Source organism: Commensalibacter sp. B14384M2 (genome assembly GCF_016101865.1).
Lineage (GTDB): Bacteria > Pseudomonadota > Alphaproteobacteria > Acetobacterales > Acetobacteraceae > Commensalibacter > Commensalibacter melissae.
The window spans coordinates 210713-226768 of record NZ_JACFPS010000002.1 but is presented as its reverse complement, the minus strand read 5'-3'; the positions used below and the strand labels follow the sequence as shown (position 1 = coordinate 226768).

The window sequence follows — 16056 nt, the reverse complement described above, 5'->3', positions numbered from 1 at the left end:
AAAGTTATTTTTTGTCTTTTATTAAATCAGAACGTACCATTTCAACATAATCTGGATTTACGTTTGTATTTGATTCATGTATGCCTTTTGCAATCAAATAAATGCGAGTGGCCGGAATACCCTGATTAATTAAGACAGCACGTATAGTAAGCCCACGATTTAAGGCGTTTCTTCTTGGTGTAGAAATATCATCAACAGTTCCATGACTATATGCATTAAGGTAAATCTGTACGTTAGGATTCCGCTTAAGTATATTAGCCATATCCATTACCGTTTTCATCATTATTTCGTTTAATTCAGATTCATCTCCTTTAAAATTAATGATGGTGTGTTGATCATTAACCACGACATTTCCTTGGGCTTTAGGATTAATCTTGGGCATGGCAGGAGAGGCTGGTGGATGTAAAGGTACGTTTAGCTCTGGATCTCTAAAAACAGGGTTGGGAGGTGGGGAATTGGGAATTGACGGGATGGCAGCTTGTGTTTGTTTTGGCTTTGACGGCGTAATTTTGGCAGGATTTGTTGGTTGTTTTGTGTGTTTGGAAATAGAAGTTGCTTTTTTATTTTTTGTCGATTTTGGTTGGATATTTTTTGCAGGACCTAGATTATTCAAGGCTGAATTATTGACACTAACCTGGGCAAAAATCATGTTATTCCAAGAGGAAAACAATACGGTTGAAAATATGGTCAAATAATAAAGATGCTTTTTTTTTAGTGCTGGTGCAGAAGATGATAAAAAAAACATTGACGAATTCTCAACCTGTTAGAATAAAAGAATAACTAAAATTAATTATCATTAATTATCAAGGTTTGGAAATGTTTTCTAATATTGTCTCCCTAATTTTAGGGAAAAGTGCTGCATTTCCTGCAACGGTATTAACGGACATTTTTAGATCATCTAATGGATTTCCTTCAGGATCGGTTACATATCCGCCTGCTTCCTTGACCAATAGAATTCCTGCGGCAACATCCCAGGGTTTTAAATCCATTTCCCAAAAACCTTCATAACGGCCTGCTGCAACCCATGCTAAATCCAGGGCAGCGGCACCATAGCGTCTTATGCCTGCAATTTTTGGCATGACTGATTTAAGGATTTTTACAAATTTTTCCTGTTTATTAATGTCGGAAATGGCAAAAGGAATGCCAGTGGCAAGTACAGCCTGAAACATGTCTCGTCGAGAGGAAACGCGAAGGCGACGTTCATTCAGAAAAGCGCCGACACCCTTTTCAGCCCAAAACATTTCATTGGCAACCGGGTTATAAATAACGCCGGCAACGATTTCAACCTGCCCTTTATCATTACGTTTCTGAAGGCCTATGGAAATTGCCCAATGTGGTATTCCATGTAAAAAATTAGTTGTTCCATCAAGAGGATCAACAACCCAGCGCCAGTTCCAGTTATCTCCCCCTGAGGCACCGCTTTCTTCCATAAGAAAGGCATATCCAGGTCTCGCCTTACTGAGTTCTGTTTTAATAGTCGATTCGGCCTTTAGGTCTGCTTGTGATACGAAGTCCCCGGGACCTTTGACACTCACTTGCAACATCTCAACTTCATTAAAATCACGAAGAAGCGTGCGTGCAGCTTTTTGTGCTGCATTCTGCATTACGGTCATATGAGGGGAAAGTCGAATCGCCATTAATTTTTCCTAGAATTTACAAAAGGCATCTGAATTTTTCAGTTAGTATTTAACCTAACTTAATAATGCAAATTTAAAAAGATGTCTTTCTTAATTGACTAAGATTTGACATCTTTTCTTTAGATCAAAATAAAAATGGTTTAGGTTTAAAACTATAAAAAAGCCTAATTTTTTGCTCTTTCAACATAGCTACCATCTTCTGTTCGCACAACGATTTTTTCTCCAGCCTCGATAAAAGGGGGAACCATTGTTTTTACACCATTGGATAACATGGCGGGCTTATAGGAAGAACTTGCTGTTTGACCTTTTACCACAGGTTCGGCCTCAACAATTTCCAAGGTTACCTGAGGGGGCAATGTGACGGAAATGGGATCGCCCTCAACCAAATTGACTATGACCTTCATATTATCCTGCAGAAACGCAACCTGATCCCCAAGTATATCTTTTGGCAACATAAATTGTTCAAAAGTTTCCGGATCCATGAACACAAGATTATCACCATCTTCATAAGAGTAATTATATTCCTTGTCCTCGGTTAACAGACGTTCGACGGTATCGGCAGTACGCCAACGTTCATTGGTTTTGTTGCCTGTTTTAAGATCACGCATTTCGACTTGAATAAAGGCACCGCCTTTACCAGGTGTGATGATTTGCTGCTTAAGGACAGACCACCGACGTCCATCATGTTCAATAACCTGACCTGCACGGATTTGGTTTGCCTGTTGTTTCATAATACTCTCTGATGATTAAAATACTAAAAAGACGGTTTATCGTTCTTTTTATATAAAATGGACTAGGCGTTGCTGCAAGATATAATTTAAATTTTATGATTATGATTTTTAGGGTCAAGAATCGAGGATGGTTTTTCGGGATCATAATAGTCTGGTCCCAATGGAACTTTTCCATACCCTCCAGGAATATCAAGAACATAGGTAGGCCAAGCTATACCTGTAACGCGCCCTCTTAATGCACGAAGTAATTCCTGTCCATTATTAATGGGTACATAAAATCGATTGGTGCCAGGCGCTTTATCCAGCTGATGTAAATAATAGGGCTTTATCCGCCATTCAACAAAAGATCTCAATAGGTTTTCCAGCGTTTCAATATTATCATTCACATTTTTCAATAATACGGATTGGCTAAGAAGAGGTATCCCTCTCGAGAGCAAACTGCGAATGGCCTTGAATGCGTAAGGGGTAAATTCAGCTGGATGATTGGCATGAACAACGATCCATAGCGCCTTGTCTGTGTCCAGACTTTCAATAAAGATCTTGTCCATAAGAGAGGGTGCGGAAAAGGGGACACGTGTATGAATCCGTATGGTTGAAACATGCGGTATGTTATTTATTTCTTGTATAATCAGTTTCATTCGGCGTGGCGAAAGAATAAAGGGGTCGCCCCCTGAAAGAATAACTTCACGAATTTTGGAATGTTTTTCAATCCATTGAAGTGCTGCAATCAATTCCCTGTCATTAAGTAAACCGTGATCTGGGCCAACATGTTCCCTGCGGAAACAGAAGCGGCAATAGACAGGACAAATCTGTAGAGGTTTCAATAATACACGGTCTTCATAACGATGAACAATCCCTTTGATTGGTGATAATGCTTCATCTCCAATGGGATCATGCATTTCATCCGGGGTAATTTTCAATTCATCAGGATGAGGAATGTATTGTAGACCGATTGGGTTGGGGTCATTATTTTCAAAATCATGAATAAGATTCACCATTTCAGGAGAAATGGCGGTGGCATAAAACTGTTCCAATTCTTGCAGAGGCTTTCTAATGGTTTGATCAATTAGCCTGGAATCAATTAAATCCTGAACATTTCGAAGTGTTTTTGATGTCATGAATTTTTTCTTGCTTTGAAGAGGAAAGCTTTTATTTAATTTAAATTGTTACATATTTAAAGACATAAATAAATTTCTCAACATAATAAGGAACCCTGCAATATTATGTCTGATCTTAGAGTATCGATAGCCGATCGTTTACCTTTATTGAAACGTCGTCAATGGATCATGAAATCCATTCGCAGTTTTTTTGATGCTCGAGGATACATGGAAATTGAAACGCCTTATTTGGTCAAAACTCCTGGGGAGGAAGTCCATTTACATCCGTTTCATTCGGTATATGAAACTCCCCAAGGAGAAAAACACAATCTCTTTCTTCATACCAGTCCAGAATTTTCCATGAAGAAGGTAATGGCAGAAATTCATCAGCCTATTTTTCAATTGGCACGGGTTTGGAGAAATCAGGAGGGAGGTAATATTCATTCATCAGAATTCACGATGTTGGAATGGTACAGACCAAACTGTTCCCTTGGTGATCTTATGGATGAATCAGAATTGCTGTTAAAGAGGTTATTGCCACCTTATATTGATTATAATCATTACAAGCTTGATTTTACCAAACCGTTTCAACGTCTGACAATTCAACAAGCCTTTGAGATTTATGTTGGTATTGACTTGCTTGATCTTCCTGAAGATGTTGCCTTATTGGCAAAGGCGGCAAAGGTTGATGCAAGGAATAATGAAACATGGGAAGATTTGTTCTTTCGTCTTCTATTGGAAAAAGTCGAACCGAATATAGGAAGACAAAATCCAACGTTCCTGACCCATTGGCCTTTAAGCCAAGCAGCCCTGGCAAAAAAGGATCCCTTGGATCCGCGGGTGGCTTTGCGATTCGAATTATATGCAGGAGGTCTGGAACTGGCAAATGCATTTGAAGAATTGACCGATCCACTGGAGCAGAGAAAAAGATTTGTTTACGATCGTCAGCGTCGTTCTGAATTATATCCTGAAATGAAATATTGGGAGATGGATGAGGAATTATTGCTTTCACTTGAAAAATTGCCTGTATGTTCGGGAATTGCCATGGGTGTAGATCGATTGGTCATGTTGGCAACAGGTGTGACCAATATACAGAATATATTATGGGTATGAATAACGTAGTTTTATTGATAGAAATAAATGATTGAATGCTTGTCGAAATGTTTATTACAAGTTAAATCATAAAGATATTATGTCTAATGTTCATTAAACGCTGGTGAGTAAGAATTTAATATAAGGATTTTGACAGGATGAGACATTTAAACGGTGGTAATTGGGCTGATAAAAATTATTTAAAAAAAATTTCAATTCAAATTTGTGGTTTTATAGGACTACTCTCATTAGTTAATTGTTCCAATAGTGGTGTCTCCGAGCATGAACGAGAATGTCAATGGCATGGGAGCCCATCCTGGTATTGCCGTCATACTGCCAAAGTTGATACATATTATACAAAAGGGAGCACAAAACTTTATTTTATTCCTTCTTACAATAATGTTAAAGAATTTCCAGTGCCTAATATGCCTGTTTATGCTGACGAATCATTGGATCAAACAGTAAGAGCTTCTATCGTGTTGGCGGATTATACGGCGGCATTGCGGAAAACAGGTCTGTTATCGATTATTGAACGTCGGGGTCCCTATACGCTTTTTGCAGTACCAAATGCACCAATGGAAAAGCCTAATTTTTTTGTGAATGGTTCATTGATGGACGTTCAGAATGAATCTTATTTGAAAAGATTGATGGGGTATACAATAGTGTTTGGAAGTTATTCACCTGAATATCTTAAAAAACTGGTATTGCAACATAATGGAACTTACACTCTAACAACCTATTATAATGATCCATTATATATTTCCATGGACGATACTAAACAGCAATTGATAGTTAAAAACAAGGTTGGAGAGAGAAATAAAATCTGGGTAAATGGTATTCCCCAGGCCAATGGTTTCATATATGTGACTCAGGATTTACTGAATGTTGTTCCATAATTGAAAGAAATTTTGTAAATCGCAATAAAAGGGATGAAAGTCATTTTCAAATATAGGTTCGTATTATTTTTTTTATATAGTTTTCTATATTTCTTTCCCTTTCATTGCTTGGTCATGCCAGATTCAGACCGATCATGATACACGTTAAAAAATTGAACAGATAATACACAATCCTTATTTAATAATTTTTGATAAAAGAACAGTAATTTATCAAGTTTCAGCATTATATTTAACAGTTCATAATTATGATTTCAGAAGTGATTTAATTCGTATTGGATATTCTTCCTCTTAAAAAGCTGGATGTTGCTTATGTCGGTATTATTAGAAAAAAAACGAATTTTTTTTGTTAATAATTTTATCCAAGATAATACCAGATTTATTTTTATTACTAATTATAGAATGGTTATTCTTGCTCAGCCTCGTTTATAGATTTTAACATTTCTTTGATTCCTTGGGCTGGACCTTCAGCATGTCCCCATACAGCATTTATAACTGCAAGAAAGTCTGCGCCAGCCTTTACAAGGGGTTTGCAATTTTCAGATGTAATGCCGCCAATTGCAACTACAGGAAGTTCCATTAATTCTGACCACCATTTTAAGAGTTCAACAGGAGTGCGAATTTCTGTATTTTTGGTTAATGAAGGAAAAAAGGCGCCATAGGCAATATAATCAGCACCGTTTTCACCAGCTTGCATTGCCAAGTCTTTACTGTCGTAACAGGAAACACCTAATTGTAAATGATCTCCAACAATTTGTCGGGCTTGTTGTATAGGCATATCTTCCATACCTATATGAACACCGTCACATTCAAATTTTTTTGCCAGATCTGGACGGTCATTAAGTATAAAAGCAATATCACGTTCCTGAACGACAGGTTTAAGAATTTCAATTGCTTGGCATATTTCAAGGTCCGTGACATTTTTTAAACGAAGTTGAACAGCTGCAATAGGTCCGGCTTCAAGGGCTTCAACTAGTAAGGGTTTAAATTTTTCTGGATTAAGTTGAGGTGGTGTTAATAAGTATAACTGGCAATTAGACATTATCTTGTTAATTCGATATTGGATTGTTTTTGATAAAAAGATAGGTTAGAACCTGTTTAATAAAAAGATATAGATATGTATAGAGAATAAATAATGTTCCATTTCTGTTTTAATGAAAATAATGTTGGTCACTTTTACTAAATATATCGTTGTTGGAATAGCGAATACCCTCTTAACTTTAGGTATTAGTTTTATTCTTATATATTTTAAAGTCAATTTGTATTTGGCTAATATTATTGGATATATTTTTGGCTTTATTTTAAGTTTTATATTAAATTCATTATTTACTTTTTCAGTACAATTGACTGTTTTAAGGTTTTCAAAATTTTTTATAACTTTTTTATTTTGTTATTTTTTAAACCTCTTAGGGATGAAAATATTCTTAGATTATTTTTTGATCTCTTCTAATTTAAAAGCCTATTTTGCCCAATTGATTGGAATGGTCGTTTATACTTTGAATAGTTTTTTTATTAATAAATTCTGGGTCATGAAATAAATAATACATTGATGTTATTGTATGAGAATGGAAGATAAAAGAGATTTTTATAAAGCGGGGTGAAATATGGACAAAGAAACAATTCCCTCATTAGCTCTGATCGTGCCTTGTTATAACGAATCGGATATATTTAAACATAGTTTAAATATTTTAAAAAACTTTCTCAATTGCCTGGTTGAAGAAAAAAAAATCAGGGAAAATAGCTATATTCTTTTTATTGATGATGGAAGTGAAGATGATAGTTGGCAGCAAATTATACTGGCTTCACGTGAATTATCCTGTGTAAGAGGAATAAAATTATCCAGAAATTGTGGGCATCAAGTTGCACTGATAGCGGGTTTATCTTCGGTTGATACGGACATATGTATCAGTATCGATGCGGATTTGCAGGATGATATACAATGTATAGACAAAATGGTTGAAAAATATAAACAGGGATTTGAAATTGTTTATGGCGTCAGAAAGGATCGTTCCACGGATACTGTATTCAAAAGAGGAACCGCAATTTTATTTTATCAATTAATGGAAAAAATGGGGGTTGAACAAATTGCCAACCATGCGGATTATCGTCTGTTAAGTTATCGTGCTTTGCAGAGTCTGCTGAAATTCAAAGAGCGTAATATATATATACGTGGTTTGATACCTTTACTTGGTTACAAACAAGCCAGGGTCTATTACACAAGAAGTAAACGTCTGGCGGGTGAATCAAAATATCCATTGAAGAAGATGTTGGGACTTGCACTAGAAGGGATTACCTCTTTTTCAATAATACCTTTGAGAATAATTTGTTTTATTGGATTTATAACTTGTTTTATTTCACTAATTGCAATTGGCTATATATTGACTGAAAAAATGATGGGCTATGTTGTTCAGGGTTGGGCTTCTGTTCTTATATCAATCTTTTTTTTAGGAGGAGTGCAACTTTTTTCTTTGGGAATTATAGGTGAATATATTGGAAAAATTTATATGGAAGTAAAAAAGCGTCCCAAATTTTTTATTGAAGATACTATAATGAAGGAATAATAAATTATTAATTAAAAAAAAAGCGTTTTAGTTATGTAATAAAACGCCTTTATATTATATGCAAACTATAGTTATTATTTTTTAAAGATATCAACAAGTTTATTTAAAATTTCTAAGGCTTCATGACGTGGGCGCTGAAAGACATTACGTCCAATTATAGCTCCGTTTGCACCGCCATCTTTTAGTGATTGATATGTTTCTAAAAGATTTTTTTCCGAGGTATGGGTTCCGCCTGAAAAAATAACCAATCGACGTCCGGCAAAAGCGGATTGCATGATATGTTCAGTGCGTTTGGTTAAACTGGAAATGTCAATTTTTTCTTTTTCATACACTTTTTTGGCTTCAGGCAAATGTAGATGAGCCGTGGGTGGCTTAATTTTAATAATATGGGCACCCATTTGAGCGGCAATATGTGCGGCATAGGCACAGACATCAATGGCGGTTTCACCATCTTTATCCAGTGAGGGGCCACGTGGATAACTCCAAATGACTGAAATTAATCCAACGGATTTTGCTTCCTCAATAATTTCCTGAAGATTTCTCATCTGATCATAAAAATAATCACTTGCGGGATATATTGTATATCCGATACCGACACAACCTAAACGGAGAGCTTCCTTAACTGAACCTGTTATTCCCTGATTTTTTGCATTGTTCAGGCAATTTGCATTGTTAAGTTTAAGAATGGTTGGAATTTGATGGGTATAGATGCCGGCCCCACATTCCAACGCTCCCAATGGAGCAGCATAAGCGTTCAATCCTGCGTCAATGGCAAGTTCATAATGATAATGAGGATCATAGGCCGCTGGATTGACAGCGAATGATCTTGCTGGTCCATGTTCTACCCCTTGATCAACAGGGAGAATAATAAGTTTGCCTGTTCCCGATAGTTTACCGTGCATTAACAACCGTGCAAGATTACGTTTTGTTACCGGGCTATCACTTTCGTAATTATTAAGAATATGTTTAATTTGAGGGGTTAGTTTCATTGTTAAACCTAAAAACAAATCATTAGAGAAGTGAAAAATTATAATATTCTTTTCCAGAAAGGATAGTAAAATTAAGTTTATGTGATTTTTTGTAATATGAAATAGTCATTACTTAGAAGTAAGAGAATCTTAATTCGGTCAAGTCAAAACTTTCTGAACGTTTGGTTAAAATAATCGCTTGAAGTGAGTCCGCACGATTTTTGAGGAGGTTAAACTGTTTTGATTTTGAATTAAAGAGTATTTTTTTTTGGCCAAGTCTCAAAGCCGCCAATGCCAATCCGGCATTATCGTAGCAATCGAGTGCATCATCAATTGGATTTGAAAAAAGTTGTTTGCCAAATTTTATAAGTTGCATCCACCAGCGTACACCCATATAAGCAACAGCATTCTGGGGAGAGATGAAAGTTATAGGGCAGTAATTATTTTTAATATGTGAATTAATAAAGTAAAATTGGGATAAATGATTGACGGTAAAAAAGTATGCATTTGTATCAGTAGTGTATTTATTAAATGAGAAAATTATATTTTTTTGTGATATAAAAGTGAATTTATGGGCTTGCATTTTGGATAAGTGTCTTTTTTTAAGTATTTAATCGATAATTACCTTTAAAAAATAAAAAGGTTTTTATTATTTGGATATCATATAAGGTGTAATAACATGGAAACGCATGAAGTCATTAGTACAATTGAATCTGATAATAAAAACAATTCAGAAAAAATAAATATATTGTCCATAAACAATACTGAGGAGGAAAATAATCAGGATTCATCAGATAAAAAGCTTGAAAAGGCGTTTGATAAAATAGAATTTTTTTTAGACAAAAAATTATCTTCACCTGATTCTATAATTTCAAATAAAAATGCAGATAAAATTTTAGCAAATTTAGACATTTTAATTACCCAGGTAAAAGATGTATTATTAAAAGTGGATTAGTTGGAAAATAAAATTAACAAGATCGTTAGAGATGAAAGAATGGCGCAAGTAACAATTTCCATTAATGGTTTTAATTATACAGTTGGATGTGAGGACGGGCAGGAAGGTCATTTACAGGCAATGGCCAATATTGTTGAACAACATATAGATATGATACGAAAGATAGGGGGCCAGAGTGGTGAGGGACGCTTGTTGGCTCTGGCAAGCCTGATTATGGCGGATAAGCTTCATGACATAACTAATCAATTGAATGCATTGGAAAAAAAACAAAATGAGCATGAGATTGAGGTTTTAAGAAACAAGAACCGTGAATTGCAAGAACAATTAAAATATTTCTCCGAACGGGCGGAGACTATTGCAGACAGGATTGAAATAGCCTAAATATATAATGGAGGCTGCCAGGTTCGTTAGAAAGTTCATCTCCTGGGCCGATAATTTCTTCCAAGGGAGCTGGCGCTGACGTAATCGTGGTTTCGTTATTCTGGCACCCACCTGTATTTGCAGGTCCGGAAGAGCTGACAGTTCGACGGCTATGGCGGCTTCTTTATTTTTATTAAAAGACATAGATGCAAAATATTTCAAATCAAAAAAAAATGCTGCGACAAAAAATGCGGCAATTGAGAATTGAAAATCAAATTTTACAGCAAAAAAAAAATAAACAGTTAAATCGAAATATTGTTCAGTATATTCATAAAAAACATTTTCGTAGTCAGAAAGTTGCGTTTTTTTGGCCTCTTGAATTTGAAGCGGACATACGGGATAGTTTGCATGAATTATATCGGCAGGGATATCGTATTCTATTACCCGAAACGCCACCGGTGGGATTGGCCTTGCAGTTTCACTTATGGTATCCGGAAGTGCAGTTGAGGCCTGGACGGTATAAAACCTTATATCCAGATACGGAAATCATGCACCCCCAGATAATTATGCTACCCTTACTGGCATTTGACCGGAAGGGTAACCGATTGGGTTATGGTGGAGGGTATTATGATAGAACATTGGCTGTTTATCCGACGGTTAAAACCGCTGGTATTGCTTTTTCCTATCAAGAGGTATCAACCGTACCGGTTGAAAAATTTGATTGTTCTTTACAAACGATTATTACTGAAACAGAGATTATTCACAGTCAGAAGGATTAAAGGTGCGTATTGCTTTTCTAGGGGATATAGTAGGTCGTAGCGGTCGAGAAGCCGTTATAAAAGAATTGCCCATGTTAAGATCTAAACTATGTTTGGATCAGGTTATTGTAAATGCAGAAAATGCCAGTCATGGATTTGGGTTGTCTCCTATTATCGCACAGGATCTTTTCAGAGCGGGTGTTGATGTTATTACCTTGGGTAATCACAGTTGGGATCGTAAAGACCTGATTACCTATATCGCACAGGATCCACGTATAGTCAGACCTATTAACTATCCCACTGGGACTCCGGGGCAGGGTTATCATATCTCCTTTACAAAGGATGAAAAAAAAATATTGGTTATCAATGCAATGGGTCGTCTATATATGGATCCGCTTGATGATCCTTTTAAAATGATTGAAACTCTTTTGATATCCTATCGGTTGGGTGAAACAGTAGATGCTGTATTGATAGATATACATGCCGAGGCTTCAAGTGAGAAAATGTCTCTTGGATATTATCTGGATGGAAAAGTTTCTGCGGTTATAGGAACGCATACGCATGTTCCTACCGCTGATTATCGGATTTTGCCGTTGGGTACTGCCTATCAAACGGATGCGGGTATGTGTGGGGATTATAACAGTGTCATCGGTATGCAGAAAGAAGCGGCCATTAACCGTTTTGTTACAAAAATGCCTGGATATCGTTTTCAGCCAGCTGAAGGATCAGCCACTATTTGCGGATTATTCATTGAAACAGATGATGTAACGGGATTGGCAAAACGTACGTTTCCCATTCGTTTCCAAGGTGAACTGGACACTTTTTTGCCTGATATAAAATAAAGCAGAATACAACTCATTGTCGCAATAAAATATAATTGATCTTTAAATCCATATCAAAATGATCTGGAAGATCCGGAGGGATTTTGGGTAGTTGTGCATTTCTGAACATTCCAAGGATTGCCGCATCCAGAGCGTCAGAACCTGAGGAGTTGGTAAGATTTATCGAGAGAACCTGTCCATCCCGGCTGATAACGACATGAACGGAAGGACTGCCATCTTCTCCTTTACGAATAGCATCAGGTGGATAATACATATGTTGTTGGATCCAGGCTGCAATCAAATCACTGTAATCGGAACTTACCCCTTTAATAGTAAATTTATCTGCATATGGAGTATTGATTTTACCATTTTTGACTAGAGGACCAGTGGACATATTAATGGCTGAACGTGACCCCTGGGGTCTTATTTTTGCCATTCTGCGATGAGAAGCGTTTGGATTTTCATTAAAATCCAAGTTTGTCAGGTTTTCAAAAGGCGATTGAGATCTTACGGGATGAGCAGTTTTTCTTTTGATCCGTGGAGGAATATTTTTATAAAAATATTTATGTTCTTGATTTAAATTGATTTTCCTGTTTTTGTGTCTCGATTTTTCTTTTTTGGATGGTATTGGTTCCGCATCGGGTTGTGGGACTGTTATTCTGTTTTCAGATGGGTTTTCATCCGGTTTTGGAACTGAGGCTATTTTTGGAGGTACAGGAAGCGAATCAGGAATGGGAGGGGGAGAAATCGCCTTGCTTGGGGCCGGTTCCCCATTATATCCTTCACCTTTTAATCCTGATTGTCCTGTTGATCGAGGTAGAAAAACGACATCTACTGGTTTACCCTGACTACTATTTCCATATGGATTGGTATTTTTGTGATTTATATAGAGGCTTCCCACAAAAATAAGAATTACAATAATTCCATGAAAAAAAAGGGAAGTGGTAAAATATAAAAAAAAAGGATGTTTTTTTGATTGGTCAGGAACATGAAGACAGGTATTTTTATCTATTGAATAGTGTAAAAATCGACCTGTTATAATTTTCTCAAGTTTATTGTCAATATTATCAAAAAGTCTAAAATTGCTATTGAAAGGTTCTTTGCGAAGAAGTTTGAAGCCTTTCAATAAATGGTTATAATTTTTAGGGCGATCCAGCAGGGAAGGTTTTAAATGGCATACCGATTGATGATGAATTACTGATCGATCTGATTTTTGAACCAAATTCCAATATAAATGACGTTTGCCTTTTCGTCTGCCAGATATTGGGGAAGGGTGTCTACCAATGTTCATTCGACTGTAATTTTCTTCGGATGGAATGTTTATTGACTAAAACTTTATCTTTTTAACATAATGTAATCTAAAAAAGAATAAATCTTCGATTAAAATAATAATTAATATTATTTCTATATATTATCGTGTCATTAAACTGGATATGAGATAATGACTATTTTAATGATCAAATCATCATCTGACATTGAACAGGGAATGCGGTTTCTTGAAAAAACAGATCAAGATCTAGCAAAAATTATTGATAAAGAAGGACCCTGTCGATTGAAAATCGATAGGAAAACGCCTTATGATGCCTTATTACAGGCCATAGCGGGGCAGCAATTGCACGCAAATGCAGCGAACGCTATTTTAAACAGGTTGAAACTGGCTAATTCAGGAGCTTTGCCAGATCCTAAAACTTTGTTAAAATTAAGCCCAGTTCAATTACGAGATTGCGGCTTTTCATTCCGCAAGATCGATTCCCTATACGCTCTGGCCATGGCTACCCTGGATGGTATTGTTCCAAGCTATGAAGAGGCTTTAACTTTATCAGATCAAGATCTTATTGACCGTATAACCGTTCTGCCGGGAATTGGATGCTGGACGGTTGAAATGCTTTTAATTTTTACACTTGGTCGTATGGATATCATGCCAAAAGATGATTTTGGAATTAGGGAAGGCTGGCGCATTTGTAAAAATCTTGCACTGCAGCCTAAACCCAAACAACTGGAAATTGCCACCAAGATATGGAGTCCATTCAGGACAATCGGGGCATGGTATTTATGGCGAGCTGTTGAGCAATCAAAACCTTTGAATAAACGTAATCTTTTAACATTATAAAGTTAATCAGAAAATTGTGATAGATCCAGAACAATTTTTCCGATATGCTTATTGCTTTCCATCAATTGATGCGCCTTTCTGACTTGTTCAAATGGAAAAATCTTGAAAACTTGAGGTTCAATAATTCCGGTATCTAAAAGTGGCCATACATGTTTATGTAAAGCGCGCGCGATTTTTCCCTTAAATTTTGTATCACGAGGTCTTAAAGTGCTGCCTGTAACAGTAACACGCTTCATGGCGATCAATCCCAGATTCACATTTTCCGCCTTTATACCTCCTTGGAATGATATGATAACCAAACGTCCTTCTTCACTGAGAGATTTAATATTATCACTGAAATAAGAAGCGCCCATAATATCTAAAATCAGATTAACACCTTGTTTATTCGTAAGCGATTTGATTTTTTCATAAAAATTATCTTTTTTATAATTTATAAAGTCTGTTGCGCCCAATTTTTTACAAAAACTCCCTTTCTCTTCAGTGCCAACAGTCGTATAAATGGTTGCTCCAAAAGCTTTGGCCAATTGAATTGCGGTAGTGCCTATTCCGCCACTGCCGCCATGGATCAGAAGGGAATCATTCGGTTTCAGATTGCCGATTGCAAAAAGGTTTGTCCAAACTGTAAAAAAAGTTTCAGGTAAAGCCGCCGCTTTTATAGCGTTATATTGTTTGGGCCATGGAAGACACTGTACGTAGGGAACAGAACAGTATTGTGCATATCCACCACCATTTGTTAATGCACAAACTTTGTCTCCGATGGAAAAATGGGAATTTGACGGGGATGAAACAATTTCTCCTGCTATTTCTAAACCCAAATGTGGATTTGCATTTTTGGGAGGCGGATAATTGCCCTGTCTTTGAACGATGTCAGGACGATTGATACCGGCAGCTTCAACCTTTATTAAAACTTCATTTCTTCTTGGTACGGGAATGGGAATACTGGATAATTTCAAAACGTCTGGATTACCCGGTTGATCAAAGATTACCGCTTGCATCATAGAGGGAAGAGAAATGGACATATATTAATGCTTTCATGAATAAGGAGTAATTACAGTTTATTTGACCATAAAAAGGAATATTTTATAATAAAATGTAATTTACATTGGAAAAGATAGATGAAACTCTGTAAATTTATCTTTTCAATTCACCCTTATATTTCTCTAACATATTGATTACATGCTTTATAACAGTTTGTCTGATTTAGTGGCCGGTTTACCCAGACATTATCGTTTATTGGGAATAGATCCTGGTAAAAAACAAATTGGGTTAGCCTTATCCGATATAACCCTGATGCTTGCTTCCCCTTTTTCTGTTGTAAAAAGAAGGAAACTATCTGTTTTTGCTCAGTACTTGAAAGAATTATCTATAAAAGAAGAAGTTGGAGGTCTTGTTTGCGGATTACCTTTGTCGCTGGATGGTGACTTTGGGCCTGCAGCACAAGCAGCTAAAGATTGGATTATGGCTGTTTCTAATATGAGTGGTCTTCCGGCCTGTCTGTGGGATGAACGGTTGTCTTCCAGCGCAGTTAACCGTTTTTTGATTAATGAAGCGGATTTAAGCAGGAAAAAAAGGGATGAAATTGTAGATAAAATGGCTGCGAGTTATATATTACAATCCGCTCTTGATACTTTAAAACCCAAGTAAATTATCTTTTGTTGCAGAAGTGGCGCCCAATGCATTGAGATATGATCGATAGATATCAAGCCTTTTTTTTGATTCTTGAATTTCGGCTTGGGGTAGGGGCTTTGTTTTGTCATATCTTGATCGAAGGTTTATTATAGATTGATAAGCCTCATAACGATACCGTTTGAGCCGTTCAAATGAGGCTGGATCGGCTTTACCATAAAAATTGTGCATATAACGCTCATTCAAGTTAACTATGTTTTTATATTCATTTTGGACATGCTCGAGAATTGATTGCTGTTTTTTGGATGCACATGCAAATAAAAAAGGAAAGCAGATGAAAAAAATGAAATATTTAACATATCGTTTTGGCGTTTGTGTCATATGAAATTAATTCTTCATGAAATATGGCCGATTAAAAAATAGATCAATCATCAATACAAGATGTAT

General features: G+C 36.3%; 20 protein-coding genes and 1 other RNA gene. 11 read left to right on the top strand and 10 right to left on the bottom strand.

The window, feature by feature from the left end:
* Positions 1-4: 4 nt before the first annotated feature.
* The 4 genes from H3R33_RS04855 to H3R33_RS04840 form a co-directional block, all read right to left on the bottom strand.
* Positions 5-745 (bottom strand): OmpA family protein, encoded by a 741-nt coding sequence (locus H3R33_RS04855; protein WP_198184846.1) that lies wholly within the window; start codon positions 743-745, stop codon positions 5-7.
* Positions 746-803: 58 nt separating this feature from the next.
* Positions 804-1631 (bottom strand): inositol monophosphatase family protein, encoded by an 828-nt coding sequence (locus tag H3R33_RS04850; protein ID WP_198184981.1) that lies wholly within the window; start codon positions 1629-1631, stop codon positions 804-806.
* Between the two features lie 170 nt (positions 1632-1801).
* Complete coding sequence (efp, locus tag H3R33_RS04845) at positions 1802-2368, bottom strand: elongation factor P (RefSeq protein ID WP_110438815.1); 567 nt, start codon at positions 2366-2368, stop codon at positions 1802-1804.
* 86 nt (positions 2369-2454) lie between these two features.
* Positions 2455-3486, bottom strand: a complete 1032-nt coding sequence (locus tag H3R33_RS04840) for a lysine-2,3-aminomutase-like protein (protein WP_198184847.1) — start codon at positions 3484-3486, stop codon at positions 2455-2457.
* Between the two features lie 105 nt (positions 3487-3591).
* On the opposite strand from H3R33_RS04840, the gene epmA reads away from it, so the two are divergent.
* Together epmA and H3R33_RS04830 are read left to right on the top strand one after the other, a co-directional pair.
* Entirely contained in the window at positions 3592-4578 is a 987-nt protein-coding gene (epmA, locus tag H3R33_RS04835; RefSeq protein ID WP_110438817.1) for an EF-P lysine aminoacylase EpmA, read from the top strand.
* A 137-nt stretch (positions 4579-4715) separates the two neighbouring features.
* The gene (locus H3R33_RS04830; protein WP_198184848.1) at positions 4716-5453 is read left to right on the top strand and encodes a fasciclin domain-containing protein; all 738 of its coding nucleotides are present in this window, start codon (positions 4716-4718) and stop codon (positions 5451-5453) included.
* Positions 5454-5856: 403 nt separating this feature from the next.
* On the opposite strand, the gene thiE is transcribed toward H3R33_RS04830, so the two are convergent.
* Positions 5857-6492 carry a thiamine phosphate synthase gene (gene thiE / locus H3R33_RS04825; protein WP_198184849.1) on the bottom strand — a complete coding sequence of 212 codons (636 nt, stop codon included), beginning with the start codon at positions 6490-6492 and terminating at the stop codon, positions 5857-5859.
* A gap of 112 nt (positions 6493-6604) precedes the next feature.
* On the opposite strand from thiE, the gene H3R33_RS09205 reads away from it, so the two are divergent.
* Entirely contained in the window at positions 6605-6988 is a 384-nt protein-coding gene (locus H3R33_RS09205; protein WP_122123381.1) for a GtrA family protein, read from the top strand.
* Positions 6989-7054: 66 nt separating this feature from the next.
* Entirely contained in the window at positions 7055-8011 is a 957-nt protein-coding gene (locus H3R33_RS04815) for a glycosyltransferase family 2 protein (RefSeq protein ID WP_198184850.1), read from the top strand.
* Positions 8012-8085: 74 nt separating this feature from the next.
* Here the strand turns inward: H3R33_RS04815 and H3R33_RS04810 are convergent, their stop codons facing one another.
* Positions 8086-9000, bottom strand: a complete 915-nt coding sequence (locus H3R33_RS04810; RefSeq protein ID WP_198184851.1) for a class I fructose-bisphosphate aldolase — start codon at positions 8998-9000, stop codon at positions 8086-8088.
* Between the two features lie 112 nt (positions 9001-9112).
* Positions 9113-9355 (bottom strand): hypothetical protein, encoded by a 243-nt coding sequence (locus H3R33_RS04805; protein WP_146206662.1) that lies wholly within the window; start codon positions 9353-9355, stop codon positions 9113-9115.
* Between the two features lie 303 nt (positions 9356-9658).
* Between H3R33_RS04805 and H3R33_RS04800 the strand changes: the two genes are divergently transcribed.
* The 5 genes from H3R33_RS04800 (at position 9659) to H3R33_RS04780 (ending at position 11894) form a co-directional block, all read left to right on the top strand.
* A complete protein-coding gene (locus H3R33_RS04800; protein ID WP_198184852.1) occupies positions 9659-9934 on the top strand; it encodes a hypothetical protein in 276 nt (91 codons plus the stop codon).
* A gap of 39 nt (positions 9935-9973) precedes the next feature.
* Positions 9974-10315: a cell division protein ZapA gene (locus H3R33_RS04795; RefSeq protein WP_122124259.1), complete on the top strand. Its 342-nt coding sequence runs from the start codon at positions 9974-9976 to the stop codon at positions 10313-10315.
* 8 nt (positions 10316-10323) lie between these two features.
* A non-coding RNA gene (ssrS, locus tag H3R33_RS04790) (6S RNA) lies at positions 10324-10480 on the top strand.
* A gap of 20 nt (positions 10481-10500) precedes the next feature.
* Positions 10501-11073 (top strand): 5-formyltetrahydrofolate cyclo-ligase, encoded by a 573-nt coding sequence (locus H3R33_RS04785; RefSeq protein WP_198184853.1) that lies wholly within the window; start codon positions 10501-10503, stop codon positions 11071-11073.
* Positions 11074-11075: 2 nt separating this feature from the next.
* Entirely contained in the window at positions 11076-11894 is an 819-nt protein-coding gene (locus H3R33_RS04780) for a TIGR00282 family metallophosphoesterase (RefSeq protein WP_198184854.1), read from the top strand.
* A 13-nt stretch (positions 11895-11907) separates the two neighbouring features.
* On the opposite strand, the gene H3R33_RS04775 is transcribed toward H3R33_RS04780, so the two are convergent.
* Positions 11908-13164 carry an energy transducer TonB gene (locus H3R33_RS04775; RefSeq protein WP_198184855.1) on the bottom strand — a complete coding sequence of 419 codons (1257 nt, stop codon included), beginning with the start codon at positions 13162-13164 and terminating at the stop codon, positions 11908-11910.
* Between the two features lie 150 nt (positions 13165-13314).
* Here H3R33_RS04775 and H3R33_RS04770 point away from each other — a divergent pair, with 150 nt between their 5' ends.
* Positions 13315-13983 (top strand): DNA-3-methyladenine glycosylase, encoded by a 669-nt coding sequence (locus tag H3R33_RS04770; protein WP_232342132.1) that lies wholly within the window; start codon positions 13315-13317, stop codon positions 13981-13983.
* 2 nt (positions 13984-13985) lie between these two features.
* Here the strand turns inward: H3R33_RS04770 and H3R33_RS04765 are convergent, their stop codons facing one another.
* Positions 13986-15002 carry an NAD(P)H-quinone oxidoreductase gene (locus H3R33_RS04765; RefSeq protein WP_230882835.1) on the bottom strand — a complete coding sequence of 339 codons (1017 nt, stop codon included), beginning with the start codon at positions 15000-15002 and terminating at the stop codon, positions 13986-13988.
* 157 nt (positions 15003-15159) lie between these two features.
* Here H3R33_RS04765 and ruvX point away from each other — a divergent pair, with 157 nt between their 5' ends.
* Entirely contained in the window at positions 15160-15627 is a 468-nt protein-coding gene (gene ruvX, locus H3R33_RS04760) for a Holliday junction resolvase RuvX (protein WP_198184856.1), read from the top strand.
* Here the strand turns inward: ruvX and H3R33_RS04755 are convergent.
* Complete coding sequence (locus H3R33_RS04755) at positions 15613-15990, bottom strand: hypothetical protein (RefSeq protein WP_155565265.1); 378 nt, start codon at positions 15988-15990, stop codon at positions 15613-15615. The two genes, ruvX and H3R33_RS04755, sit on opposite strands and share 15 nt — an antisense overlap.
* Positions 15991-16056: the final 66 nt, after the last annotated feature.

What these genes read in the sequence shown, in the direction of transcription:
- H3R33_RS04855 (WP_198184846.1), bottom strand. Translation starts at nt 745, where the DNA reads ATGTTTTTTTTATCATCTTCTGCACCAGCACTAAAAAAAAAGCATCTT.
- efp (WP_110438815.1), bottom strand. Translation starts at nt 2,368, where the DNA reads ATGAAACAACAGGCAAACCAAATCCGTGCAGGTCAGGTTATTGAACAT.
- H3R33_RS04840 (WP_198184847.1), bottom strand. Translation starts at nt 3,486, where the DNA reads ATGACATCAAAAACACTTCGAAATGTTCAGGATTTAATTGATTCCAGG.
- epmA (WP_110438817.1), top strand. Translation starts at nt 3,592, where the DNA reads ATGTCTGATCTTAGAGTATCGATAGCCGATCGTTTACCTTTATTGAAA.
- H3R33_RS04830 (WP_198184848.1), top strand. Translation starts at nt 4,716, where the DNA reads ATGAGACATTTAAACGGTGGTAATTGGGCTGATAAAAATTATTTAAAA.
- thiE (WP_198184849.1), bottom strand. Translation starts at nt 6,492, where the DNA reads ATGTCTAATTGCCAGTTATACTTATTAACACCACCTCAACTTAATCCA.
- H3R33_RS09205 (WP_122123381.1), top strand. Translation starts at nt 6,605, where the DNA reads ATGAAAATAATGTTGGTCACTTTTACTAAATATATCGTTGTTGGAATA.
- H3R33_RS04815 (WP_198184850.1), top strand. Translation starts at nt 7,055, where the DNA reads ATGGACAAAGAAACAATTCCCTCATTAGCTCTGATCGTGCCTTGTTAT.
- H3R33_RS04810 (WP_198184851.1), bottom strand. Translation starts at nt 9,000, where the DNA reads ATGAAACTAACCCCTCAAATTAAACATATTCTTAATAATTACGAAAGT.
- H3R33_RS04805 (WP_146206662.1), bottom strand. Translation starts at nt 9,355, where the DNA reads ATGCAACTTATAAAATTTGGCAAACAACTTTTTTCAAATCCAATTGAT.
- H3R33_RS04800 (WP_198184852.1), top strand. Translation starts at nt 9,659, where the DNA reads ATGGAAACGCATGAAGTCATTAGTACAATTGAATCTGATAATAAAAAC.
- H3R33_RS04795 (WP_122124259.1), top strand. Translation starts at nt 9,974, where the DNA reads ATGGCGCAAGTAACAATTTCCATTAATGGTTTTAATTATACAGTTGGA.
- H3R33_RS04785 (WP_198184853.1), top strand. Translation starts at nt 10,501, where the DNA reads ATGCAAAATATTTCAAATCAAAAAAAAATGCTGCGACAAAAAATGCGG.
- H3R33_RS04775 (WP_198184855.1), bottom strand. Translation starts at nt 13,164, where the DNA reads ATGAACATTGGTAGACACCCTTCCCCAATATCTGGCAGACGAAAAGGC.
- H3R33_RS04770 (WP_232342132.1), top strand. Translation starts at nt 13,315, where the DNA reads ATGACTATTTTAATGATCAAATCATCATCTGACATTGAACAGGGAATG.
- H3R33_RS04765 (WP_230882835.1), bottom strand. Translation starts at nt 15,002, where the DNA reads ATGTCCATTTCTCTTCCCTCTATGATGCAAGCGGTAATCTTTGATCAA.
- ruvX (WP_198184856.1), top strand. Translation starts at nt 15,160, where the DNA reads ATGCTTTATAACAGTTTGTCTGATTTAGTGGCCGGTTTACCCAGACAT.
- H3R33_RS04755 (WP_155565265.1), bottom strand. Translation starts at nt 15,990, where the DNA reads ATGACACAAACGCCAAAACGATATGTTAAATATTTCATTTTTTTCATC.